The 26451-nt window shown below is 66.7% G+C and carries 16 protein-coding genes; 12 read left to right on the forward strand and 4 right to left on the reverse strand.

The genetic code is table 11. From position 1 onward, the window contains the following. Positions 1–4: 4 nt before the first annotated feature. Together EDF58_RS21545 and EDF58_RS21550 are read right to left on the reverse strand one after the other, a co-directional pair. Positions 5–1588 carry an alkaline phosphatase D family protein gene (locus tag EDF58_RS21545; RefSeq protein ID WP_132269314.1) on the reverse strand — a complete coding sequence of 528 codons (1584 nt, stop codon included), beginning with the start codon at positions 1586–1588 and terminating at the stop codon, positions 5–7. A gap of 268 nt (positions 1589–1856) precedes the next feature. Beyond that, positions 1857–3227 (reverse strand): PLP-dependent aminotransferase family protein, encoded by a 1371-nt coding sequence (locus EDF58_RS21550; protein ID WP_243654426.1) that lies wholly within the window; start codon positions 3225–3227, stop codon positions 1857–1859. Positions 3228–3319: 92 nt separating this feature from the next. Here EDF58_RS21550 and EDF58_RS21555 point away from each other — a divergent pair, with 92 nt between their 5' ends. From EDF58_RS21555 to EDF58_RS21580, 6 genes are all read left to right on the forward strand, one after another. Then, positions 3320–3748 (forward strand): DUF983 domain-containing protein, encoded by a 429-nt coding sequence (locus EDF58_RS21555; RefSeq protein WP_132269318.1) that lies wholly within the window; start codon positions 3320–3322, stop codon positions 3746–3748. After that, entirely contained in the window at positions 3741–4061 is a 321-nt protein-coding gene (locus EDF58_RS21560; protein WP_243654427.1) for a hypothetical protein, read from the forward strand. The genes EDF58_RS21555 and EDF58_RS21560 overlap by 8 nt, the downstream gene beginning before the upstream one ends. A 5-nt stretch (positions 4062–4066) precedes the next feature. Beyond that, positions 4067–4516, forward strand: a complete 450-nt coding sequence (locus EDF58_RS21565; RefSeq protein WP_132269320.1) for a c-type cytochrome — start codon at positions 4067–4069, stop codon at positions 4514–4516. Between the two features lie 85 nt (positions 4517–4601). Further along, positions 4602–4865, forward strand: coding sequence for a DksA/TraR family C4-type zinc finger protein (locus EDF58_RS21570; protein ID WP_132269322.1), 264 nt, complete (start codon positions 4602–4604; stop codon positions 4863–4865). Positions 4866–4931: 66 nt separating this feature from the next. Then, on the forward strand, positions 4932–5450 hold the full coding sequence (locus EDF58_RS21575; protein ID WP_132269324.1) for a lipocalin family protein: 519 nt from the start codon (positions 4932–4934) through the stop codon (positions 5448–5450). Between the two features lie 90 nt (positions 5451–5540). Continuing rightward, positions 5541–6851, forward strand: coding sequence for a glycosyl hydrolase family 28 protein (locus tag EDF58_RS21580; RefSeq protein ID WP_132269326.1), 1311 nt, complete (start codon positions 5541–5543; stop codon positions 6849–6851). Positions 6852–6876: 25 nt separating this feature from the next. Here EDF58_RS21580 and EDF58_RS21585 read toward each other — a convergent pair whose 3' ends face one another. Both EDF58_RS21585 and EDF58_RS21590 read right to left on the reverse strand, forming a co-directional pair. After that, positions 6877–7131, reverse strand: a complete 255-nt coding sequence (locus tag EDF58_RS21585; RefSeq protein WP_132269327.1) for a hypothetical protein — start codon at positions 7129–7131, stop codon at positions 6877–6879. Between the two features lie 310 nt (positions 7132–7441). After that, positions 7442–7801 carry a hypothetical protein gene (locus tag EDF58_RS21590; protein ID WP_165921517.1) on the reverse strand — a complete coding sequence of 120 codons (360 nt, stop codon included), beginning with the start codon at positions 7799–7801 and terminating at the stop codon, positions 7442–7444. Positions 7802–8502: 701 nt separating this feature from the next. Between EDF58_RS21590 and EDF58_RS21595 the strand changes: the two genes are divergently transcribed. The 6 genes from EDF58_RS21595 to EDF58_RS21615 all read left to right on the forward strand — a co-directional run bounded on the left by EDF58_RS21595 (position 8503) and on the right by EDF58_RS21615 (position 26412). Then, complete coding sequence (locus EDF58_RS21595) at positions 8503–9168, forward strand: Crp/Fnr family transcriptional regulator (RefSeq protein WP_165921518.1); 666 nt, start codon at positions 8503–8505, stop codon at positions 9166–9168. Between the two features lie 116 nt (positions 9169–9284). After that, positions 9285–10016, forward strand: a complete 732-nt coding sequence (locus EDF58_RS21600; RefSeq protein ID WP_243654428.1) for a Crp/Fnr family transcriptional regulator — start codon at positions 9285–9287, stop codon at positions 10014–10016. Positions 10017–10148: 132 nt separating this feature from the next. Continuing rightward, positions 10149–10322, forward strand: a complete 174-nt coding sequence (locus EDF58_RS25970) for a hypothetical protein (RefSeq protein ID WP_165921519.1) — start codon at positions 10149–10151, stop codon at positions 10320–10322. A 479-nt stretch (positions 10323–10801) separates the two neighbouring features. Continuing rightward, positions 10802–11959 carry a phosphatase PAP2 family protein gene (locus EDF58_RS21605; RefSeq protein WP_243654429.1) on the forward strand — a complete coding sequence of 386 codons (1158 nt, stop codon included), beginning with the start codon at positions 10802–10804 and terminating at the stop codon, positions 11957–11959. Positions 11960–11977: 18 nt separating this feature from the next. Beyond that, the gene (locus EDF58_RS21610; RefSeq protein ID WP_132269333.1) at positions 11978–13945 is read left to right on the forward strand and encodes an oligopeptide transporter, OPT family; all 1968 of its coding nucleotides are present in this window, start codon (positions 11978–11980) and stop codon (positions 13943–13945) included. Positions 13946–14682: 737 nt separating this feature from the next. Continuing rightward, complete coding sequence (locus EDF58_RS21615; protein ID WP_132269334.1) at positions 14683–26412, forward strand: Ig-like domain-containing protein; 11730 nt, start codon at positions 14683–14685, stop codon at positions 26410–26412. Positions 26413–26451: the final 39 nt, after the last annotated feature.

Here is a 26451-nt window from a genome sequence, read left to right on the forward strand (position 1 = left end):
CCGGCTACCCGACGCTTTCCACGTGAAGGCCGGGCTTGCCGGCTTCCAGCGAGAAGCGGGCAATGTCGGCAATCCCCGAATCCTCGCGCCGGGCGTCCGCCAGTCCGCGATAAGTGACGGCAGCCCCGCGGGCATCGATGTCGATCCGGCCGTAGCCGCGCACGTCGTTCTCCGCGAAGGCCAGCCCGTTGGTGGCGGCCAGGCGCTTGAAGTCCGGATCCGGCCGGAGCGAGGTGATCGATCCGCCCACGAATTCGGCGGCGATCGGCGCATCATCCGGACGGTCGGGATTGTGGATGTCGGCGGCGGCGAAAGCGTGGATGTCCCCGCCCAGAGCCAGCGGGTTGCTGGTTCCGGCCTCGGCCCAGCGGCGGAAGATCCGGTCGCGCGCGGCAGGATAGCCGGACCAGTTGTCCGCCGAGTATTCCGCGGCGCCATCCTCGTAATGCTGAACCGTCTGGCGCATCAGCGTCTGCTGGGTGAGCAGGTTCCACTGCGCAGTGCTCTTGCCCAGGCGCTCGTCCAGCCAACGCTCCTGCGCCGCGCCCAGCATCGTGCGGTAGGGGGTATAGAGGTCCGCGCAATTGCCGATGCGGCTGTGATAAGGCTGGTGCGCCTCGATCAGGCCCTCGGGCTGGCAGGCGTGCGGCCCCCGGTACTGGCGGTCGTCGACGATCTGGAACTGGGCCAGGCTTCCCCAGTCGAGCGTGCGATAGAGCCGCATGTCCGCCCCGCGCGGTGGGCGAGCCCGCAGCGGCTGGTGCTCGTAATAGGCTTGGTAGGCGGCGGCACGGCGGCGCAGGAATGCGGCCGGATTGCCGTTGCCCTGGTCCAGCGCCCCTGCATAGTCGTTGGCCACCTCGTGATCGTCCCAGGTCAGCGCCCAGGGCGCGGCGTGGTGGGCGGCCTGGAGCAGGGGGTCGAGCTTGTAGGTGGCATAGCGGACCCGATAGCCCGCAAGATCCATCGGTTCGGAATTGCGGTGGAGGCGAACCGCGTCCTTCTTGTTGGGCGCGCCTTCGTAGATGTAATCGCCCAGGAAGAGGATCAGGTCCGGGTCTTCTTCCACGACATGGCGCCAGGCCGCGTAGAAGCCGACCTCGTATTTCTGGCAGGAGGCGAAGCAGAGCCGCAGGCGGTCAACGGCGGCCCCGCGTGCCGGGGCCGTGCGCGTGCGGCCCACCGGGCTGGCGTCGCCGCCGGCGATGAAGCGGTAGAAATAGGCCCGGCCGGGTCGCAGGCCCCCAGCCTCGACATGGACCGAATGGCCCCAGCGCGCCTCGGCGCGGGCCACGCCCGAGCGCACGATCCGCGAGAAGCGCTCATCCTCGGAAACCTCCCAGCGCAAGTCCACCGGGGCCGAAGTCATGCCGCCGTCGGGTGCCATGGGCTGCGGCGCGAGGCGGGTCCAGAGAATCACGCTTTCGGGTTCGGGATCGCCCGAGGCTACGCCGAGCGTGAACAGGCCCGGCGGCAGGCCGGCCGCCGCATGGGCACCGATCGAAAACAGCGTCCCCGCGGCCAGCGCGCCTCCCATGACGGCGCGGCGGGAATAGGCGAGAGGGGCGGTGGGGCGGGTTTGGGTCATGATGGCCGGGCTATCGGCATCCAATGTTACCGAACCGTGACAATTGCCAGCAGGCGCCGGTCCCTGCCGAAAAATGGCGAGGCGGCCGCAACGCAGTCGCAGCAAAAAGAAAGCCGGCCCATGGGACCGGCTTGAAAAGTTTTGGGAGAGGATGCCTGAAAGGCCCGTCCTTCTTGCGCCATGTTGCGGTGCAGCGCAATAGACAAAATTGCATGTGCAGTTGCAGCATCGCTAGCGCGTTGCGATCTGCGACATTTGTCGCAAGGCGTCAGACCATCGGGCTGGCCCGACCGTCGCGGTGGTGGAGCAGGGCGTCTACCGTTTCGAGCGCGCGGTGGAGGCGCGGGTGGTCCACGCTGCCGCCGATCGAGAGGCGCACGGCATGGCGCTGGCACGCCGGATCGACGCGGAAGTGCTCGCTGGAGACTGCCGAGATGCCGAGTGGGCGCATCGCGCTCACCAGTTCGTGAGCGCGAGTCTCTCCCCCCAAAGGGATCCAGAGATGATAGCCCGCAGGCGCCGTGCGGTAGGCGCCTGCGGGCAGGGTGGAAGCGACGATGGCCTGCCGGGCCAGGCATTCCTCGCGCACTTCGCCGACGAGGGCGGCCCAGGTGCCGTCGACCAGCCACTGCGTGCACACGGCCATGTTGAGCGGCGGCGGCATGATCGTGGTCTCGTGCGTATCCGTGGCAAGGCGCATAGCGTCGCGCAGCAGCGGCGCGCGCAGGTAGGCCACCCGCAGCGCGGGCGAAATCAGCTTGGAGAGGCTGGCGACATGCCAGGTCCGCTCCGGCGCCAGCGCGGCAAGGGCGGGGACATCGGTCCTGTCCAGGCGCGAGTAGGGATCGTCCTCGATGAGGAGAACGTCGTGGCGGCGAGCGATCTCCACGATCCGCTCGCGCCGCTGCCGGCTGAGCGTGCCGGTCGTGGGGTTGTCGTTCTCGGGCACGAGATAGAGCGCGCGGATCGGCTGGGCGGTGCAGGCCCGTTCGAATGCGTCAGGGTCGATACCCTCTTCGTCGCCGGTCAGGGGCACGATGGCCATGCCCAGCCTGCGGCAGATCGCAGTCCAGCCCGGATAGACGAAAGCGCCGGTGCATACCGCGTCGCCCGGCTGGAGGATGGCGCTGGCCACGGCATGGAGCGCCGTCTGCGCGCCGCTGGTGACCACCACATTGTCCTCGTTCGCCTCGATCCCCGATGCACGGAGCCATTGCGCTCCGGCCACCCGGTCCTCGGGCGCGCCGCCTGCGGGCTGATACTGGAGACGATTGGCGGCAGCCGGTCCGTCCAGCACCTGCTGCAGGTCCTGCGCGAAGCGCCGCGCGAAAGTGCCGGCAGCGGGGACCGGGGGCAGGTTCATCCCGGTATCGAAAGGCGCAACTTCGCTGGAAATGCCGCCTGCAGGCCGATTGCGCACGAAGCTGCCGCGGCGACCTTCGGCATCGATCAGCCCCTGCCGCCGCGCTTCGGCATAGGCGCGGGTGACCGTTCCAGTGTCGATGCCGAGCGCTTCCGCCAATTCGCGCTGCGGGGGAAGACGGTCGCCGGGGGCGAGCCTTCCTTGCTCCAGATCGCGCCCGATGGCCGCGCATATCGCCAGGTAGACAGGCCCGAGGGCCGGGTCGATCTCTGGCAACCATTTTTGCGATGTGATTTGCATTGACTTTGTATGCATACAAAACCCATATGATGCAATATCGACTCCAGGGACATTTTTCGGATCGGACCATGACGCAGCCGGATACATTGCCGCCCAGCAAGGGACGCTGGATCTTCCATTGCGGGCTGAAAGGCTTGTGTCCGCGCTGCGGAAAAGGCGCGATGTTCCGCAAGTGGCTGAAGTTGCAGGATACCTGTCCCCAGTGCGGATTGGACTACGGCTTTGCGGCACCCGACGACGGCCCGGCGTTCTTCTCGCTGTGCATCGTCGCCTTTCCGCTGACGTTCTTCGCCGTCTGGCTGCAGGTCGCGTTCGAGCCGCCGTTCTGGGTCCATCTGCTGACTTCGTTCCCGCTGCTGGGGATCGGATGCATCGTGCCGCTGCAATATATCAAGGGCTGGCTGGTCGCCTCGCAATACGTGAACAAGGCGCAGGAAGCCGGGACCGAGAAGCTTTGGGCCGACCTGAACGCAAGGGCGGAAAAGCATGATGCCTGACCGCTACGGCCACGCCGCGATCGGGATGGCGCGCAGTTTCGTGTCGGGATATCTGGAGGCGGCGGGACGGGCCGATCTCTCGCATATGGTGCGCGCGGGCGAGGGGGACGATTTTCCCGAGGTTCGTGCTGCGGTCGAGATGCTTTCGGTGCAGGCCGATGTCCTGCGGCGATATGAGGAAGCGCTGGGCCAATATGCCGATCCCGGTTTCTGGGATGAGGCGACGCCGGGCGGTGCGCTGGCCTTGCATGACAGCGGCCAGATGGCGCGCAACGTGCTGGGCGGCCGGCCGCCGTTCTTCCACCGCGACTGACAGCGATGACATGGCAAAGAGCCCTGTCGGTCCTGCTGGCCGCTGCCGCCCTCGTGTCAGGCTGCGGGGACGACCGGCGCGAGGAGCGCTTGCGCGCGGCCGGACCCGATCCCTCGTTCGAACGCCTCATGACAGTGGCCGACGCCGATTCCGGCGCGCGCAAGTTCCGCCAATGCGCGGCCTGCCATAGCGTGATCGAGGGCGCGATGGACCGCGGCGGGCCCAACCTTTTCGGGGTATTCGGCAAGCGTTTCGGCACCAACAGCACGCGCTACGGTTACACCGCCGCGCTTACGCGCGCGGGCGGAACCTGGGACGCGAAGACCCTCGACACCTGGATCGCCGGGCCTTCTGCCCTGATTCCGGGCACGACGATGCAGTTCCCCGGCGTGCCGGACCCGCTCGACCGCGCGGACCTGATCGCCTACCTGCGCAGCCAGAAGCCCCAGAGCTAGAGCAGTTTCCCGAAAAGCCGATGCAATCGCCGGCCGGCGTCCCCATATCGCTACCGGGCGGAAGGGCGGATGCAAGGAAAGTCACATGGCCAACGGCTGGGCGCCCGACGGCGCCGTTCAGGACCAGATCGACGACAGCCTCAAGGACGCCGTCTCCATCGCCCGGGCAAGATTGCCGCAGGGTGAGGGGCTGGAGGATTGCGAGGTCTGCGGGGAGACCATTCCCCCCGCCCGCCGCCGTGCACTTCCCGGCGCGCGGACATGCGTTTCCTGCCAGTCCCAGCGCGACAAGCGGCCGGATTTCTCCGGCATCAACCGGCGTGGCAGCAAGGACAGCCAATTGCGCTGAGCACGGCTCCGGCGGGCCGGAACAACTCGGCGCACCACTTCGTTTCCTCGCAAAACGGAGTAGCCCATGGCCGACCACGACAGCGAAGTCTCTACCGTTCCGGCGCTCGATATCGATCGCTACCTCGGAACATGGTTCGAAATCTGCCGCTTGCCTCTCAAGTGGGAGGATGCGCAAGCCCGGGACATTACCGCCACTTATTCCCGCAACCCCGACGGCAGCGTCCGGGTGGAAAACCGTTGCATCGACAAGGACGGGAATCCGGACCGATCGATCGGGCAGGCCTTCCCGATCGACGGCAGCAATGCGCGCCTGAAAGTCAGCTTCCTGCCCCAGTTCCTGCGCTGGATCCCCTTCACCAAGGGCGACTACTGGGTGCTGCGGATATCCTCGGACTATACGGTGGCGCTGGTCGGCACGCCCGATCGCGACAACCTCTGGCTCCTGTCCCGCACCGCCGATCTTGCGCCGGACGTGACGGCGGACTTCCTGGGAGCGGCCGAGCGTGAAGGCTTCGACTTGTCCGGGCTGATCACGCCGGTTCAGAGCGGATATGCCGTGCCGGAGGCGGCCTTCACCGACTGAAGCGGAGGCTTCCCTTGGGCTTGCGGTCATGTATGGTGGAATAAGACAACACCATATGGGATCGATTTTCGACCCGAACCGGGAGCATAAATGTCCAGCAGCCACTGCGATCGCCGTACTTTCGCGTTATCCGTGCTGGCGCTGCCGCTTCTGGCGCAGGCCGGCGGTGCGGGGGCGGAGCCGGACATTGCAGTGTCGATCGTCAGCTTCGGTGCAAAGGCGGATGGCGTCACCATCAACACCCGTGCGATCCAGTCGGCGATAGACAGTCTCGCCAAACGGGGCGGCGGGACGGTGGTGGTGCCGAAGGGCGTTTTCGTCAGCGGCGCGCTGTTTCTCAAGCCGAGAGTCCACCTTCATCTCGCCGAAGGAGCGGTGCTGCGCTGTACCACGCGGATGGAAAATTTCCCGCCGCGCCGCACCCGCATCGAGGGGCATTTCGAGCCTAGCTTTACCCCGGCGCTCATCAATGCGGACGGCTGCCACGGGCTGCGCATCACCGGCAGCGGCACGCTGGACGGGGCGGGACGCCCGGTCTGGGACCGCTTCTGGAAGCTGCGCAATGCCGCGCCGGTTCCTGATGAATTCCCGAACCTCGGCCTGCCGCGCGCGCGCCTGGCCCTGATCGAGAATTCGAAGAACGTCCTTGTCGAAGGCGTGACCTTCAAGGATTCCCAGTTCTGGAACCTGCACCTCTATCGCTGCGAGGATGTGCTGGTGCGCTATGCGCGCTTCGAAGTGCCGGACGACTATGCCCAGGCGCCCAGCACCGATGGCATCGATGTCGACAGTTGCCGGCAAGTGACGGTGGACGGCTGCACGTTCTCGGTGACGGACGATTGCATCGCCGCCAAGGGATCGAAGGGGCCGCATGCCCTGGAAGACAGGGACAGTCCCCCGGTGGAGGGGCTGCGCGTGCGCAACTGCCACTTCCGGCGCGGCCATCACGCCCTGGCCTGCGGCAGCGAGGCCACGGTCGTGCGCGATGTCGTGATGGAGAACTGCCGCGTCACCGGCAGGATGGTGCTGGCGCGCCTCAAGCTGCGCGCCGACACGCCGCAGCGTTACGAGGATATCCGCTTCCGGAACATCCGCCTGGATCATGCCGAAGGCACGGTCATGGCGGTGGAGCCCTGGAGCCAGTATACCGACCTCAAGGGCATGGCGCCGCCGATGTCATGGGTGCGCGGGCTGGAGTTTTCCGGCATCAGCGGCCGGTTCGGCGCGCTCGGCACGATCAGGCCCAATCCGGGGCAGACGGAAATCCGCGACGTGCTGCTGAAGAACTTCGCTCTGCAACTGGCCGACGGGGAACTCCACGGGCAGGGCGTGGAGGATATCGTGTTCGATCACGTCATGATAAACGGGAAAGTGCGCAAGGCGCCTGCCGCTCAGGGGTAGGATCGCGCCGGCGCGGGCAGTTCCGTCAATTGACGGCGTGCGCTGCCTCTTCGCCGGCCGGAGACTGCAGCGCAGCGCGGGCGCGTTCAAGCGCGGTGGTGAAATCGGCGCGGCGGATATCCTTGGTGGCGCGAACCAGCTTGCGCAGTTCCTGGGCGGTACGGGCGCGCAGGGTCTCGTCGGCGATACGGTCGAATTGCCGGGTCAGCCATTCCACCGAAGCGGGTTTCGCGTTGCGGTGCGAACGGAACGCCAGTTCCACGGGAGGCGCCAGAAACACCAGCGTTGCAATGCCTTCATATGGCGGAAGACCGAACAATTCCACGAACCCTGAACCCTTTTCCTCGATGGCGCCGCGATGCGCTCGAACTATTCATAGGATCGGGTTAGCCAACCCGGTCGCGCGATTGCGACGAACCGTTGACAACGATTGCCGATAGCCGCGCCGGGTAGGGTGAGGTGTGAAGCGCACAGGGCTTGCGCCGCTTCGGCACGACAATGAGGCCCCGCACGCACCAGCGCGCGAGGCCCAGTCAGGGTCGCACTTTGAATTTCGATGGATCGGTCCCGTAGAGGCCGGGGCCTGGCGGTTACGCGGCGGGTACGGTTCGCTCGCCCGCGATCGGCTGGGCGGCATCGAGGCCGCGGTGACAGCTGCGCAGGATCAGGTCGCTCCATTGCGCCATGTTCTCGGTATAGGCGCGCACGGAATCGGTGATGAACGACACCCCGACTTGCGATGCACTGGCCGGATCGCCGGCCTTGGCCATTCCGTCCAGGCAAGTCAGCAGCCGTTCGCGTGCCGTCGAGACCTGGGCCACGATCTGCGCCTGAATTTCCTGGCCGTTTTCGAGCATCTGTTCCGCGGCGATCCGCGTGGTCGAGGCGAGGTGTTCGCTCATGGACCTGGCGCGATCGATGCCTTGTTCGAAACCTGAGAACTCAATCATGCTTCATCCTCTGTCCAATAGCTGCTTTCGAAGTCGCGAATGCATCACGTCCGTGCTCGGGGCCTCCAGCGGAGACGCGAGGCCCTCAAGCGTCCGGCTAGTCTCCGTCCAGCAAGGCCCAGAGCCGCTGCTGCAGGGCAGCCGATTCCGAAGGCGTGAGCGAAGGACGCCCATCCTTGTCCGAGCGTGACCATGACCGGTGCGCCGGTGCCGCGACATACGACGATCCGCGCAGGTTCGTCCGCCCTCTCCTCGAGCCGATGCTCATGACGATCCAGTTCCTCCTCGCAATAAGTCAGCAAGACCGGACGCGCATTCCCTGGCGCTTTGCCGGTGCATTCGGCGATAATCGTATACTTATTATTATTGTATGCCGTTTGGCGTTCTTGCGAGGGCTTATCTACAGTTCGCACTCGGTTTTAAAAAGAGGAAAACTTTGTACGGCCGCGTACAGTGGTTTGGGGTAGCCCGAAAGGGTAACTCTACTGATCGAAAATGAGTATATGTAAAAATACGGTGCTTTTGCAGATACTTGCGCGGTGCGTCGGGAAGGCCGCATTTCAAGGAACCTTGGCGCGCATCGATCGTTGTATTTTCCTGATAAAATGGAATATCTCTTGGTCGGTCCGGCCAGGGGGAGGGCTCTGCCGATGACAGGCGGATTGAAGACGGGAAAGACCTGCAACAAGTTGTTGCTAGGCATGTCGAAAGACGACCGCGGGCGCGTCGAATCGCTGCTGCGCCGGGAGTGGCTTGCCACCCGGCAGTATCTGGAGCGACGCGGCGAACTTCAGGAAAAGGTCTACTTCATCGAATCGGGCGTGGTTTCCAATCTGGAGACCAGCGACATTCCCATACCGCTGGAAGTCGGCGTGGTCGGCTGCGAGGGTATCGTCGGCGCCAGTGCGATCTGCACCCTGCTTCCGCAACGGGACAGCTGCGTCCAGATCGAGGGAGAGGCGCTTTCGCTGGGTCGCGGGGAATTCCAGACTTTGCTGGAGACGAGCCCGTCGCTGCTGCGCTACCTCCTGCGTTACATCCAGACGCAGATCGTGCAGATCAGCCTTGCCGCCAGCGCCGGCGTGCGGGCCACGGTGCAGCAGCGCCTGGCGCGCAAGCTGCTGATGTATCACGACCGCATCGGCAACGACGATCTTGCGCTCACGCATGAGGCGATGTCGATCATCCTCGGCGTGCGCCGGGCCAGCATAACCCACGCCATCCACAACCTCGAGGCCGAGCGCTGGATCAGGGCGCAGCGCGGACTGGTGCATATCCGCGACCGCGCGGGCCTGGTGAAGTATTGCGGGCCGTTCTATGGCGTCGCGGAGGCTCGCTACGCCGAGATCATGGGCCACGAATCCTGAGGCTGCCCTTGCCGTGCGCGCTCGAGATGGCCGGAAGCAGATCTCACGCAACTTACGGCCGACTGATCCATTGTGCCCGCATGGAATTTGCGCACCTGCAGACGGGGAGAACGCCTGTGCACAGTCATGATGCCGTCGCTCTGTTCGTAAGGCGTATCCAGCTGAGAAGCGTGGTTTCCGCCGAGGAAGTGGAAGCGATGCAGCAGCTTGGCGGCCGCCGCGTCCATGCCTCGCGCGGGCAGGATCTGGTTCTTCCGGGCCACGGCGTGAACCATGCGATCCTGCTGGTGGACGGCCTGCTGGCCCGGTTCGACCAGATGGCGGACGGCAAGCGGCAGATCACGGCGCTGCACATTCCAGGCGACATGGCCGATCTGCATTCGGTGCCGATGCCGCTCCCTGCCTGGGGCATCCAGGCGCTGGTGCCCTCGGTCGTGCTGCACATTCCGCACGGCGACTTGCGCAGGCTTGCGGATTCCCGTCCCGCGATTGCCAGGGCGTTCTGGCGCGACACCGTGACGGATGCCTCCATCCTGGCGAAATGGACGGCCAATCTCGGCCGGGCCGATGCCGTCACCCGCACGGCGCACCTGATCTGCGAGATGGGCATGCGGATGGAAGCGCACGGGCTGGACGCGCGGGACGATTTCGCCCTGCCGATCACCCAGGCCCAGATGGCCGATGCGCTGGGCCTGACCACCGTTCACGTCAATCGCACAGTCTCCGCCTTGCGCCAGGAATGCGGCCTCCTCTTCGAGCAGGGGCGGGTGCGCGTGGAGAACTGGGACGCCCTGGCCGGTCGCGGCAGTTTCGATCCGGGCTACCTGATGCTGGACGTTCGGGTCTGAGCGCCCGCCGCCGCAAGTGGAGGCGGCAAGATCCATCGACGTGAAAGGGGATAGTGCGGGGCGCCTGCTTGTGCAGGCATCGGCGGAAGACTAGCGGCTTGCGCGGATGGCCGAACAGAGGATGCGCCTGCGATGACCGACGACGAACTGATCGACCATGCCCAGCGGCTTTACGATCTTGCCGCATCGCGGGTGGGATCGCGCCTCGACCTGATCCATCTTCGCGATCTGGTGCCCGATCTGCTCGACCGGCTGCGCTCCCGGAACGAGCCCGACCATGAAGGCGAAGGCACGCGTTCTTTCTGACATTCGCGGTATTCTTCGCATGGTCCGCAGACGATAGCGAGGAGGAGGGGGCGGCAACGCAGCGCGCCACCGCCCCCCGGTCCATCGTTGTTTAGAGGCGAGGACCGGGCGCGGCCTCTAGAGCGGGTTTGCGCCGACAACAAGCGGTCGGCGGCCATAACCCACCGCCCAGATCGCCGGAAAAGCCCGTCCTGCCGTTCACGCCGGACATGGAAAGGCCGCCCACCGTGCATGGGGGCGGCCTTGATGGAGTGACGGGGCCCGGTCGGGGGTGGGGATTGGGCCCTCGGGGTCTCTGCCTCTTTGAGCAGTCCCGATCTCAACACCCCTGTCGCGAAGAGGTTCCGCCCTTTCGCGGAAAACCGAACATGACGAAGAGTTAATCTGCCGCCCGGATAGCAGTTAAGCCCCGCTTAAGGAGAATTCGGGCTGGACGCGATCCTTTCGAAACGTGGGCTTCGCGCCCCTGGATAACCGCAATGACCCTGATGCAGCCGCTTCTGCCCGTGCCGCCCTCCGTACTCGACGGAGCGGAGGCGCGCGCCGTGGAGGCGAGGCTGCCGGAGCGTTCGGCAGTCCGTCCGGCCACGCGCCTGACGGCATCGGGCCAGGGCGATGTGCTTCGCCGCCATCTCATGGTCGGCCTCGCGCTCAGCCTGGTGGCTCTGGGGATGCTGTTGCACTGGGCCGGGCTGCGGATCGACCCCTGGCGCGCGGGTAACGTGCCGTTCTATCTCGCGGGCGCCCTGGCGCTGGCATGCCGCCATTTCCTTCCCCGGATGCGGTGGCGCCATGCGCAGGCCGGTGCGGCGTTCAGCGAGTATGCGGCGCTGTTCGCCGCGATCTCGCTGATGGGGGCGGCCGCCAGCTATCCGGTCGCCGCGCTCACGCATGGTTATGCCGATGACGCCCTGCAGCGGATCGATGAGGCGCTGGGGTTCGACTGGCTCGCGCTCTATCGCCAGGTCGTCGCGCATCCCTGGCTCCAGGTGCTGGGGACGACCGCCTATCGCAGCATCTACATCACGCCTGCACTGCTGCTGTGGTCGGCGGCAAAGTCCGGACAGCGCGAGGCGGCCTATCGCTTTCTGGCCGGTTTCTGGCTGGCGGCGGTCATCACCCTGGCCGTGTTCAGCCTGATGCCGGCGCTGGGGCCGTTCTCGCATCTGTGGCACCAGCCGATCGTCTACATGCCGGAAAGCGAGCTTTGGCAGCCCGGCCTGATCCCGGCGCTGCGGGCACACGGCGTCCATGTGGTGGACCTGGCGCATCTGCGGGGCATCGTTTCGGCGCCGAGTTTCCACACTGCCGCGGCCGTGCTCTACATCGTCGCGGCCTGGCGGATTCCGGGGCTGCGCTGGCCGGTGATCGCCCTGAATGGGGCGATGCTCCTGTCCACGCCGGTGGAAGGCACGCATTATCTGATCGACATGATCCTGGGCGCGGCGGTGGCGGTAACCGCGCTTTTGCTGCTCGAATGGCACGTGCGACGCCTGAAAGCGGGCGCTGTTCGCGGGTCGCGCTGGACGGCTGCGCGACAATATGGCAGCGAGCGTGCCGCTTCGACTTCCGAAGATCGCAGAGAATTCCATATCGGGCCTCCTTCTCGCCAGGCAGAAGGCGGGTGGGCCCCATGATCGGCTGAACGGGACAACATGGCGAACCAGACTGGCAGCACGCGCGCGGGATCGCCGCTTGAACTGACCCTGCGCGGGGTGCTGCTCGGCGGCGTGATCACGCTGCTCTTCACGGCGGCGAACGTCTATCTGGGCCTCAAGGTTGGCCTGACTTTCGCCACCTCGATCCCGGCAGCCGTGATCTCGATGGCGATCCTGCGCGGGTTCAAGGACTCGACGATCTTCGAAAACAACATCGTCCAGACCGTCGCCAGTGCGGCCGGGACGCTGGCGGCCATCATCTTCGTGTTGCCGGGGCTGGTCATGATCGGCTGGTGGCAGGGCTTCCCTTATTGGACCACGGCCGCGATCACCGGGACGGGCGGCATTCTCGGTGTGTTGTTCTCCGTACCGCTGCGCCGTGCGCTGGTACTGGATACGCCGCTGCCCTATCCCGAAGGCCACGCCGCCGCCGAAGTGCTGCGCGTCGGCTCCGAATCGCGCGAAGGTGCCGAGGAAAGCGCCAAGGGTCTTTCCGTCCTCCTGTGGAACGCGCTGGCGTCCGCCGGCTTCGCGATCCTCACCCAGACGCGCCTTGCCGTGGCGGAAGCCTCGGTCTGGTTCCGCGCCGGGCCCGGTGCGACCGGCATTTCCGGCGGCCTTTCCTTCGCCCTGATGGGCGTGGGGCACCTCGTGGGCATTTCGGTCGGCATGGCCATGTTCCTCGGCCTCGTGGTGGGCTGGTGGGTGCTCCTGCCGATCCTGACCGCGCAGAACCCGCTGCCGGGCGGGGCGGAAGTCTGGGCTTCCACCGTGTTCTCCGAAAACGTCCGCTTCTTCGGCGCCGGCGTGATCGGCGTGGCTGCCGTCTGGACCTTGCTGCGCATCGCCGGACCGGTCATCGGCGGCGTGCGTTCCGCCCTTGCCGCCAGCCGTGCGCGCCAGGCGGGCGAGAAGCTGGCGGTAGAGGAGCAGGACCTGCCGATCTCCATCGTCTTCATCGGCACGCTCGCCATGCTGGTTCCCATCGCGGTGCTGCTGTGGAGCGTCATCGGCAGCGGACCGCTGGCAGGCTCCGAAATGCTGCTGATTTCCGGCGCGCTGGCCTTCATTCTGGTGATCGGCCTGCTGATCGCGGCGGTCTGCGGTTATATGGCGGGCCTGATCGGTGCGTCCAACTCGCCCGTTTCGGGCATCGGCATCCTCTCGGTCGTGGCGGCCTCGCTCATGCTGGTGGGCCTGTTCGGCCGAGATCAACCGACCGGAACCACCGAGGCGCTGGTGGCCTATGCCCTGATCGTCACCGGCATCGTCTTCGGCGTGGCGACGATCTCGAACGACAATCTCCAGGACCTCAAGACCGGGCAGCTGATCGGCGCGACGCCGTGGAAGCAGCAGGTCGCTCTGGTGATCGGCGTCGTGTTCGGGTCGCTGGTGATCCCGCCGGTGCTGGACCTGCTGAACACCGCCTTCGGCTTTGCGGGCGCGGCCAATGCCGGCCCGAACGCGCTGCCCGCCCCGCAGGCGGCGCTGATCTCGACCCTGGCCAAGGGCGTGCTCGGCGGCAATCTCAACTGGACGATGATCGGTTGGGGCGCTGCTGCCGGCGTGGCCTTCATCGTGATCGACGAAGTGCTGGGCGCCATGGGCCGCCTGCGCCTGCCGCCGCTCGGCGTCGGTATCGGCATCTACCTGCCGATGAGCGTGATCCTGCCGACCGTGATCGGATCGGTGCTGGGCTTCTTCTACGACCGCTGGGCCGGGAAGCAGCGCGATCCCGAATTCGCCGAGCGCATGGGCGTGCTCACGGCGACGGGCCTTATCGTGGGCGAAAGCCTCTGGGGCGTCGGTTTCGCCGGGATCGTTGCGGCTTCGGGCAGCGACGCGCCTTTGGCCCTGGTAGGCGACGGCTTCGCCGGACCGGCGCTCGTCGGTGGCACGCTGCTGTTCTTCGTCCTGGTTCATGCGCTCTATCGCCGGACCCGCAAGCTGGTGACTTCGGACTGAAGGCGCTGCCCGGTGCCGCGATCGGCGGAATCGGGAACCGGAAAATCCACTGTCCGTTAGTCAAAGGCTGTCCTTGTCGAGACAGCGACCGCGCCGGCGCCCTTTATGCGCGCCGCGTGATCTGCGTACTGCGGATCAGCTCTCCACTTCGGTCGCCGAGGCCTTCGCCCGCCCCTCGATCGCTCGTTCGAGGCGTCACCGGAACCCATGCAAGTGACGGAAACAAAAACCATTTCGGCCTGAAAAATAGAGCCGTAATGAATGTAAATGCGTCTCGTTGAGAACTTCGTGCTCTTCTTTGAAGATGCCATCTAATCATTGAGAAATAGCGGATTCCGTTGCCTCAAGAGGAGATCGGCAGACTTCGCGTGGCTGCTCATGCGCGCGTCGATCTGGCCGTGTTTTGCCTTCCCGTGTCCAATCGCGCAGTCTCTGTGACAAATCGCTTACTTCGCTCGGGAAACTTCGGCTGGAAATCGACGTTGCAGGCCGTAACTAGGTGACATCGCCTAAGTTAAAAACCTGATGGGGACTGGGCCGCAGACGTATTGATGAGTTGGAGGGGCGTAAAAATCCTGTTGCCGTGGCGCCCTAGGTCACGGTGAATAAAACAGAGATTGGTTAGTTGATAAAACTAACTAAGGCGATCTCTTCGGTTCGTCCGCAGACGCGGGCCATCTTCGCGCAACGAACGGCTGTATCGCGCTAGGCGATACTTCAATGCTGGGAGGACCGAGATGGACAAGCGGGTCGAGATCGTGAATCGCGCCACCAAGGCAACAACCAATGCCGTCGCCCGAGCCGGCGAAACCCGCATCCCGATCCCCCTCGATTCCAACGTCAAGATCGACGCCCCGCCCAATTCCGTCGCATCCATGGTCCGCGAGGGCGACGACCTCGTCCTGAAGTTCGCGGATGGATCGATCATTCGTCTTGAGGGCTACTTCGGCTGCTCGCCGGAAGACCTCGGGCAATTGACGCTCGACGATCCCTCCAACGGATCGCAATGGCTGGTGAACCTGAGCGAGGTGTCCTGCGTGGCGCCGGGCGATGTTTCCACCGAGGCCGTCAACTACAACCTGACCCCGCTCGACAGTGCCGCCGCCAGCACGGCCGGTGCCGCCGGCGCGGCGGCGAGCGGGGGGATCAGCAACGGCCTCCTGATCGGTCTGGGCGCGCTGGCCGTAGGCGGCGGTGTCGCTGCGGCTGCCGGCGGCGGCGGTGGCGGTGGCGGCGGCGGAAATGTTGGTAATCCGCCCAGCGACACCACGGCGCCTGCGGTGCCGGTCGTTTCCAGCGGCCTCCAGTCGGGCGGTGCCACCAACGATACGACGCCCACCTTCAGCGGCACGGCGGAAGCCGGCTCGACGGTAACCGTCTTCGACAACGGCACCCGCATCGGCACAGCCACCGCCGCAGCCAACGGTACCTGGACTTTCACGCCCGGCACACCGCTCGGCGAAGGCGCCCATAGCCTGACTTTCACGGCCACCGACGCCGCCGGCAACCAGAGCGCCGCCACGCCGGCACGCGGCTTCACCGTGGACACGGCCGCCCCCGCAGCGCCCGCCGTTACCGGCGGTCTCGAACCGGGCGGCGCGACCAACGATACGACGCCGACGTTCACCGGCACGGCGGAAGTGGGATCGACCGTAACGGTCTTCGACAATGGCACGTCCATCGGCATGGCGACGGTCGGCCCCGACGGCACCTGGACCTTTACGCCCGCAGCCCCGCTTGGCGAGGGCGCGCATAGCCTGACTTTCACCGCCACCGATCCGGCGGGCAACCCCAGCGCCGCCACGCCGGCGCTTGGCTTCACCGTGGACACGGCTGCACCTGCTGCGCCGGTCCTGAATCCGACCGACGGCACCACGATCTCCGGCACGGCCGAGGCCGGCGCCACGATCGGCCTCGATACGAATGGCGATGGCACGCCCGACGCGACCACCACGGCCGGTGCAGACGGCACCTGGAGCATCACGCTGCCGGCCCCGCTCGGCAATGGCACCGTCGTCAGCGCCACGGCCACTGACGCGGCAGGCAATCCCTCCGCTCCGGCGAACGCCACGGTAGACAGCGGCCTGGACACTACACCGCCGGCCACGCCGGTCGTCACCAGCGGTCTCGAACCGGGCGACGCGACCAATGATACGACGCCGACATTCACCGGCACGGCGGAGGCCGGATCGACCGTAACGGTCTTCGACAATGGCACGTCCATCGGCACGGCGACGGTCGGCCCCGACGGCACCTGGACCTTTACGCCCGCCGCCCCGCTTGGCGAGGGCGCGCATAGCCTGACGTTCACCGCCACCGATCCGGCGGGCAACCCCAGCGCCGCCACGCCGGCGCTCGGCTTCACCGTGGACACGGCTGCACCTGCTGCGCCGGTGCTGAATCCGACCGATGGCACCACGATCTCCGGCACGGCCGAGGCCGGCGCCACGATCGGCCTCGATACGAATGGCGATGGCACGCCCGATGCGACCACCACGGCCGGTGCAGACGGCACCTGGAGCATCACGCTGCCGGCCCCGCTCGGCAATGGCACCGTCGTCAGCGCCACGGCCACTGACGCGGCAGGCAATCCCTCCGCTCCGGCGAACGCCACGGTGGTGAACGGGGTGGACAACGTGCCGCCGCCGATCCCGGTTGTTACCGACGGCGTCGCCGCCGGGGGCGCCACCAACGACACCACGCCGACGTTCCAGGGTACCACCGAGCCGGGATCGAGCGTCACCGTTCTCGACAACGGCACGCCGATCGGCGCTGCAACCGTTGCCGCCGATGGCACCTGGAGCTTCACGCCGACTGCGCCGCTGGGCGAGGGGCCGCACAGCCTGACCTTCGTGGCCACCGATGGAGCGGGCAACCAGAGCCCGGCCTCGGCGCCTTCCGCGTTCTCGGTAGACACCATCGTTCCGGCCGCTCCGGCGCTCAATCCCACCGATGGCACCACGATCTCCGGGACGGCGGAAGCGGGTGCGACCATCGGCCTCGACACCAACGGCGACGGTACGCCGGATGCGACCACGACGGCTGCCGGTGACGGCACCTGGAGCATTACCCTGCCGGCCCCGCTGAGCGACGGCACCGTGGTCGGCGCCACGGCCACCGATGCCGCGGGCAATGTCTCGGGCACCGGGAACGCGACGGTCGACGCGGGCATCGATACCACGCCGCCCGCCGCGCCTGTCGTGTCTGGCGGCAGCGACAATACGGCGCCGGTGATTGCGCCGTTGCTGCCCGATACCGCCACGAACGATCCCGCGCCCACTTTCGGCGGTACGACCGAGCCCGGCTCGACCGTGGCGGTGTTCGACAATGGCGCGCCGATCGGCAATGCCACTGTCGCCGCCAACGGCAGCTGGACCTTCACGCCGCTGGTCGCGTTGGGCGAGGGGCCGCATAGCCTGACCTTCGTCGCGACGGACGCCCTGGGCAACCAGGGTGCCGCGTCCGCGCCCTTCGCCTTCACTGTCGACACGAACGCTCCCGTAGCGCCCACGGTCAATCCCACCGATGGCACGATGATCTCCGGCACCGCCGAGATCGGCGCGGGCGTGGGTATCGACATGACCGGAGACGGCGTTCCCGATGCCTACGTCCAGGCGGACGGAGCCGGGAACTGGACTTACGTGCCCGGAAGCGCCGTGCCCGATGGCGTGACGATCTCCGTCACGGCCATCGATGCCGCGGGCAATGTCTCGCCGCCGGCCGCCGTGATCGTCGATGCCAGCGTGCCGGTCGCGCCGGGCATCACGGAAGTGGTCGACGACGTGCAGGGCGTCATCGGCGTCGTCCCGCGCGGTTCGGTGAGCAACGATGCCACGCTGACGATCAACGGCACGGCCGAGCCCGATTCCACGGTGCGGATTTACGACGGGGCCACGCTGATCGGCACGCTCATCGCCGACCCATCCGGCAGCTGGACGCTCACCACCGGCGTTCTCGCCGAAGGTCCGCACGAGTTTGCCGTTACCGCCACCGACGCCACCGGCAATGTCAGCGGCCCTTCGGTGACTTACGGCGTCGTGGTCGATCTTTCGCCTCCGGCGTCGCTGGTCGTGAACCCCACGGACGGCTTCACGCTCACGGGTACGACCGAGATCGGCGCGACCGTGCTGGTCGACACCAATGGCGACGGCACGGCCGACCAGACCGTGACGGCGGGGGCAGACGGCAGCTGGAGCGTCACTTTCACCGCGCCTCTGCCCGACGGGACGGTCGTCAGCGTGACGGCGGTGGACGTCGCGGGCAATTCCACTGCGCCTGCCACTGTCACCGTGGATGACAGCATCGATACCACGCCGCCGCCCATTCCCGTCCTGGCGGTGGTGACGGATAATGCCGATCCCGTGCAAGGGTCGCTGTCGAACGGCGGCTCCACCAACGACACCCAGCCCACTCTCAACGGTACGGCCGAAGCCAATGTGACCGTGACGATCTACGACAACGGTATCCTGCTGGGCACGACCACGGCGGACGGGCTGGGGGACTGGCAGTTCGAACCAACCGCGCCGCTTGGCGAAGGCGCCCATAGCCTGACGGTGACGACGACCGACACCAATGGCAACGAGAGCCAGCCATCGCCTGCCTTCGCGCTGACGGTCGATACCGCGGCCCCCGCCGCCCCGGTCATCAATCCTTCGGACGGGCAGGCCATCACCGGCACGGCCGAGGCCAACGCTACCATCAATCTGGACCTCAACAACGATGGCACCGCCGATACCTCGGTCCAGGCCGACGGCGCGGGCGTCTGGAGCTATACGCCGCTCGTGCCGCTGATCAGCGGCACGATTTCCGCCACCGCTACGGATGCGGCCGGCAACACTTCCGGCCCGGCGATCGGAACGGTCGACGCCACCGCTCCGCTGGCGCCGACGATCGGCGCGGTGGCCGACGATGTCGGAATCTACACCGATCCGCTTGTGGACGGTGCCTCGACCGACGATGCCCAGCCCACCTTCAGCGGCACGGCCGAGGGCAATGCCATCATCACGCTCTACGAAGGCACGACCGTGATCGGCACGGCGCAGGCCGGTCCTTCCGGTGCCTGGTCGGTGACGCCGCTGGTGCCGCTGGGGCAGGGGAGCCACGCGCTCACCATCACGGCGACGGACGCGGTGGGCAACGAGAGCCTGCCGGCGACTTTCACCGTCGTGGTCGACAACCAGGGCCCGGACGCGCCCGTCATCACATCGGTGGCGGACGGCGTGGGGGCGATCACCGATCCGCTGGTATCGGGCAGCGTCACTGACGATACCCGGCCGGCGTTTACCGGAACGGCGGAGTCCGGCTCCACGGTTTCGATTTTCAGCAACGGGACGCTGCTGGGCACGGCCCAGGCAGACGGCACGACGGGCATCTGGAACTTCATCCCCGGCGCGGCGCTGCCGGAGGGGAGCAACAGCATCGTCGTCATCGCCACGGACCTTGCCGGCAATGCCGGCACGCCCTCGGCGCCCTTCACGCTGACCGTGGACAGTGTGGTTCCCACCACACCCGCGATCACATCCGCCTTCGATAACGTAGGGTCCGTGCAGGGCGCGTTGGCGAGCGGCGCGGCAACCGACGATACCCTGCTGGTCCTGTCCGGAACCGCCGATGCGAATGCCCAGGTCGACATCTTCGAGGGGGGCATTCTCGTCACCACGGTGACGGCCGATGCCTTCGGCGTCTGGAACTTCACGCCTGCCACCCTTGCGCCGGGCACCTATACTTATACCGCGAGTGTCACCAATGAGGCCGGTGTGCCCAGCGCCGTCTCTCCGGACTTCGTGCTGACGGTCTCGACTGCGCTTCCCGGCGCACCCTCGATCACATCCGCTGCCGACGATGTCGGACGCTACACGGCCGCGCTGGCGAGTGGCGACGTGACCGACGACGTGTTGCCGGTGCTGAGCGGCACGGCGCCGATCGGCAGCACCGTAACGGTCTACGACAATGGCACGCCCCTGGGTCTGGCGACTCTGGATGGGCTTGGCGGCTGGACTTTCACGCCGACTTCGGCACTGTCCGAAGGCCCGCATGTCTTCACCGCCACCGCCACCGATGCCATCGGCAATATCAGCCTGGCGTCCGGCGGCTTCACGCTGGAAGTGGACACCAGCGCGCCGCTTGCCCCCGAAATCGATCCCAGCGCGGGCGCGATCCTGAACGGCACGGCGGAAGCGGACGCCACGATCCTGCTGGACCTCGACGGTGACGGCACGATCGACGCCACCACCTTTGCCGACGGCAACGGGGTCTGGAGCTATACCCCTGCGACCCGGCTGGACAACGGAACGACGGTGATCGTCACGGCGGTCGACGCGGCGGGCAATGCTTCGGGCACGGACAGCGTGGTGATCGACCGCACGCCGCCGCAGGCACCGAGCATTACCCAGATCCTGGACAACGTCGGCGCGCAGGCCGGCAATGTCGCCAATGGCGGCACCACCGACGACACTTTGCCCGAACTGACGGGTACGGGTGAGCCGGGCTCGACGATCAACCTCTTCGATTTCGGCGCGCCGGTCGGCACTGTCGTGGTCGGCGCCACCGGCACCTGGTCCTTGCAGCTGACGACGCCGCTCGGTTCGGCGCCGCATTCCTTCACGGCCACGGCTACCGATCCGCTGGGCAACGTCGGCCCGGCCTCACCTGCCTATGCGGTGACCGTGGACGTCAGCCCGGTCGTCCTGCCGGTCATCACTTCGGTGCGGGACGATGTCGGTACGATCGTCGGCACGGTGGCGCCGGGCGCCACGACCGACGATGCGCTGCCGACGATCGTCGGAACCGCGGGCGGCAATGCGACCGTCGCCGTCTATGACAGTGTGGCGGGCCTGTTGGGCACCACCGTGGCGAACGGCAGCGGCGACTGGTCCTTCACCCCCGCTGGAACGCTGGGGGGCGGCCAGCATACCTTCACGGCCATCGCCACCAATGCCGCCGGCAACTCCAGCAGCTTTTCAGCCGGCTATCAGATCAATATCGATACCACCGTTCCTGCGGTGCCGACGATTACCCAGGCCAACGACGATGTGCCGGGCATCACGACGCCGGTGCTGAGCGGCGGCCTTACCAACGATACCACGCCCACCCTCATCGGCCGGGCGGACGGCAACGCGGTCGTCACGATCTACGCCAATGGCGTTGCGATCGATACCACGACGGCTTCGCCGACTGGCGACTGGCAATATGTGCTCGTTACCGGCGGAGACGGTCCGCAGAGCATCACCGTCAGCGCCGCCAATGCGGCCGGAAGCAGCAGCGTGCAGTCAGCGCCCTTCGTCTTCACCGTGGACGCCACACCCCCTGCGGCGCCCCTGGTCAATCCCACGAATGGCACGGGAACGCTCAGCGGCACGGCCGAGCCGAACACCACGGTGAGCATCGTCATCGGCGGCGGGACGGCCGCGACGCCGAATGTCGATGCATCCGGCAACTGGACTTACGCCATTCCCGGCAGCAATGCCGAAAACACGCAGATCGCGGTGACCGCGATCGACGCGGCGGGCAACGGTTCGTCGGCCACGACGGTATTCGTCGACCTGACCGGGCCTGCTGCAACTGTCGCCATCGCTGCGCAAGACGATCAGGGCCTCGTCATGGGCGCGATCGCGCCCAATTCGACGACCGACGATACGCTTCCCCTGTTCTCCGGAACCACCGAAGCCTACGCGACGGTTCAGGTCTTCGACGCCGGACAGCCGATCGGCACCGTCCAGGCCGACCTCAACGGCAACTGGAGCCTCACGCCGGGTGTCGCGCTTGGCAACGGCCCTCACAGCATCACGTATATCGCCACCGACCTTGCCGGAAATGCAGGCACGGAAAGTCCGGCCCTGGTCTTCACGGTTCTGACCGGAAACCCGGCCGTGCCGACGATCGTCCAGGTTGCCGACGATGGCCCGACACCTGGCGCCATCCTGGGCGGCGGCGCCACCAACGACCCGACGCCGCTCATATCCGGCAAGGCCGATCCGGGCGCCATCGTCACCTTGATCATCGATGGAACCGGCGTCGCCACGATGACCGCAACCGGGACCGGCGACTGGTCGTTCAACGCGCCCAGCCTCGATGACGGGCCGCATACGATCGCCGTCTCGGCCGCCAATGCTGCGGGCAATCAAAGCGGGCCTTCGGGCGACTTCGCGATCGTCGTCGATACTCTTGCGCCCGGTGCGCCTGTCATCACCGGCAGCGACGGCACCACCGTCATGGGCACGAGCGAAATCGGCGCCACGATTACGCTCGCAGTCTCCGGCGGCGGTACTTACGAAACTACAGCCAACAGCGTCGGCCAATGGAGCCTGACCCTGCCGATACAGGCAGCCAACGGAACCACTCTCACCGCCACCGCGAGGGATGCAGCAGGCAACAATTCCGGTCCCGGGACCGGCACGGTCGACCAGGGCGTCGACATGACCCCGCCTGCCACGCCTGTCCTTTCCACTATCAGCGATGATGCGGGCTTCGTCGTGGGGGCCATCACCAACGGCGGCGTCACCGACGACACCTCGCCGCTGATCTCCGGCACCGCCGGTGCCAACGTGCTCATCTCCGTCTACGACGGCACGACATTACTTGGCACGACCAACAGCGATGGGGATGGCGCATGGAGCTTTTCGCCGACCCCCCCTCTGGGCGCAGGCCCTCACAGCATTTCCGCCACAGCGACCGCCAATGGCGTCGAGAGCATCAGCGGCAACGCCATCGCCTTCACGCTCGACCTCACCCCGCCGCCGGCGCCTGTGGTCGATCCGGGCAACGGCACGGTGTTTACCGGCACGACGGAAGCCAACGCCAGCGTTATCATCACCTATCCGGGCGGATCGACCACCGTTCAGGCGGACGCGACGGGACACTGGACCTTCACGCCGGGCACGCCCATTCCCGACTCCGCCGCGGTGACCGTGGCCGCGCGGGACGTGGCGGGCAATCTCTCCGGCAGCACCACGGCGACCATCGATTCGACGCCGCCCACCGTGCCCGCCATCACCGGAGCAGACGATAATGCCGGCGGTGTCCTGGGCCCCGTCGCTACCGGAGGCGGCACGGACGACACCACGCCAACGCTCTCGGGCATCGCAGAGGCGAACGCCATCGTCTCGGTCTACGACGGCGCCACGCTGCTCGGCACCGCGGTAGCGACGGGCGGCGCCTGGACCTTCACTCCGCCGACCGCCCTGGGAGAAGGGCCGCACAGCTTCACCGTCACGGCCGCGGATACGTTCGGCAACGTCAGCGGCGCTTCCGCGCCTTACACGCTGACCATCGTCACCTCCACGCCGGCCGCCCCGGTCATTACCGGCGGCGCCGACAATGTCGGCACCATAGTCGGTCCCATCGGCAATGGCGGGGCCACGGATGACAGCCAGCCCACGATCACCGGCAGCGCCGGCGCGAACCTGACGATCACGCTCTACGAAGGCGCAGTGGCCGTAGGCACGACCACCAGCGACATCAACGGGGCCTGGTCGATCGAGACCAGCCTGTTGCAGGACGGCGCGCACGTTCTCACGGCCGTCGCCACCAATGCGGCCGGCACGGCAAGCGCCAACTCCAGCGCCTTCACCGTCAACGTCGATACCGCTGCACCGAACCCGCCGGCAGTCACGTCCGTCACTGACGATGTGGGCACGATCCAGACCGCCCTGGTATCGGGCGCGCAGACCGACGATACCCGACCGACCCTGACCGGCACTGCAGAGGCGAACTCCACCGTCTCGATCCTGGACCGCGGCGTGCTCTTGGGCACTACCACGGCCAATGGGTCCGGCGCATGGACGTTCACGCCCACCACGCCGCTCGATCCCGGCGGTCATATCCTGACGGTGACCGCCACCGATGCCGTCGGCAACCAGAGCGGGCCCACGGCAGCCTTCAACCTGACCGTGGATACCGCCGCCCCGGCGGCGCCCGCCATCACCGGCGCGACGGACGATGTCGGCGTGTCCGGACCGATCGCCAATGGCGGCCTGACTGACGACGCTCTCCCGCAGATCACGGGTACCGCCGAAGGGAACGCGACCGTCTCGATCTTCAACAACGGCGTCCTGCTGGGGACCGTTGTTGCGAACGGATCGGGGGACTGGTCCTTCACACCGCTCTCGCCGCTATCGGAGGGCCCGCACAGCTTCACGGCCTCCGCACGCGACGCTGCGGGCAATGTAAGCGGAACGTCCGCGGCTTACGCCTTCACCGTGGACACCACGCCGCCCGTGGCGCCGGTGATCGTCTCGGCAAATGACGACACCGCGCCGCAGCTTGGCATCGTGGCCAGCGGCGGCGCCACGAACGATACGACGCCGACACTCACGGGCACGGCCGAGGCCAATACCAGCATCGCGGTGTTCGACAACGGCCTCCAGATCGGCACGACAACCGCAGACACCAACGGGGTCTGGACCTTCGCACCCACCACGACCCTGGGGGACGGCAACCACAGCTTCACGGTCCGCGCCACCGATGCCACCGGCAACCAGGGCGCCGCGTCCGCAGCCTATACCGTAAGGGTGGACACGGCCGGCCCGGCCGCCCCGGTCATCGCCAGCGTCACTGACGACGTGGGCTCGGTGCAGGGTGCCGTCGCCAATGGCGGCGTGACCAATGACACCATCCCGCTCCTGCGCGGCACGGCCGAGGCGGGCTCGGTCCTGACGATCCTGGCCAACGGCACCGCGATCGGCACAACCCAAGTCGATGCCACCGGCAACTGGAGCTTCTTGCCCCCGACTGCCCTTGGCGAGGGCAATTATGCCTTCACCGCCTTCGCCACCGATGCCGCCGGCAACCCCGGCACCGCTTCGGCGGCCTTCGGCATCACCGTAGACCTGACCGCGCCGCCCTCGCCGATGATCACCAGCATCGTCGACGATGTCGCCCCGGTCACGGGCACGGTCCCCAGCGGCGGTATCTCCAACGATGCCTCGCCGCAGCTGAACGGCACGGCCGCGATCAATACCGTGGTCCTGGTCTACGACAACAATGTCCTGATCGGCAGCACCACGTCGAACGGTTTGGGAGCCTGGAGCTTCACGCCGACCGGCACGATCGCCAACGGCGCCCACAGCTTCACCGCCGTGGCCGTCGATCCCGCCGGCAATGCCAGCGCGGCGTCCAATACCTATGGCATGACGGTGGACACCGCCGCGCCGGTCCAGACCATCGCGATTACGATGCTGACCACCGACACCGGCACTCAGGGCGACTGGAGCACGCAGGATACCACCCCTACCATCGGCGGCACGCTCAGCGCCGCGTTGGGGGCGGGTGAGCAAGTGCAGGTCCAGATCGACGGCGGCACCTGGATCAACGCCAGTTCCTCCGGATCGACCTGGTTCTACGGCGCGGGAACCTTGGCGACCGGATCGCACAGCATCATCGCCCGCGTGGTCGACGCGGCGGGCAATGTCGGCAACAGTGCCTCGCAGAACCTCAGCATCGCCGCCATTCCGGCTCAGGCACCGATCGTCCAGGCCACCGGCACATCGCTGCTCGGCCTCGTGGGGGTCGAGGCGCTGAACCTCATTGACCTTAGCACCCAGTCGCTGATGGCGGTCGACCCGAACAACAACCTGAAGAGCGTCCAGGTCCGCTACGCACCCCTCCTGGCGCTCAGTCTCGGCGCCTACACGCTGACCGGCTCCAGTGCGCTGGCAGCGGAACTGGGCCTGCAGATCGCCGTCACCAATACCGCAGGCCTGCTCGGCATCCTCGCGCCGACCTCCACGCTGACGATCACCTCGCTCAGCGGCGGCGCGATCGACAACCTGGCCGTCAACGAACTGCTCAACACCGTGCACTTCCAACAGAACGTCTCGACCCTGGGCGTGGACCTTCTCAATTCGGTCAGCATTACCGCCACTGACACCACCAACCTTTCGGCCTCTTCGTCGACGGGGACGCTGCTCGATCTCAGTCTGCTGAACGCCAGCGGTTCGCCGAACTTCATCGAGGGCGACGGTGGTAACAACCTCCTGAACGGCACCGCAGGGAACGACCGTCTCTACGGCCACGCCGGCGTCGACGTGCTGAACGGCGGCAACGGCAACGACTTCCTGCGCGGCGGTCCCGGCGCCGATACCCTCAACGGCGGCGCCGGCAACGACACCCTGGTCTACGACTCCGCGGACACATTGATCGACGGTGGAACCGGAACGGATACACTTCTGATCGACAGCGGCACCGGACAAGTGCTGGACTTGGGAACGGCCACCAACATCCGGAATATCGAGGTGATCAATCTCGGGATCGGCGATGCGGGGCGGCGGATAAACCTAACGGAAGCGGGAGTCATTCGTGCCACCGAAAGCAGTCATCAACTCACCATCAACGGCGATGGGAACGACAGCGTGACGATGACCGGCGCGGTGTTCCAGGGACAGACGCTCATCAATGGAGAGGCCTACAACCATTACTCTCTGGGTACGACCGACATCTTCGTCGACCATCCGGTGATGGTCGTCATCTGACAGGAAGCACGGCCAGCGAACTCAGTTCATGAAAGGGGA

The sequence above is a fragment of the Novosphingobium sp. PhB57 genome, from assembly GCF_004342985.1.
Lineage (GTDB): Bacteria > Pseudomonadota > Alphaproteobacteria > Sphingomonadales > Sphingomonadaceae > Novosphingobium.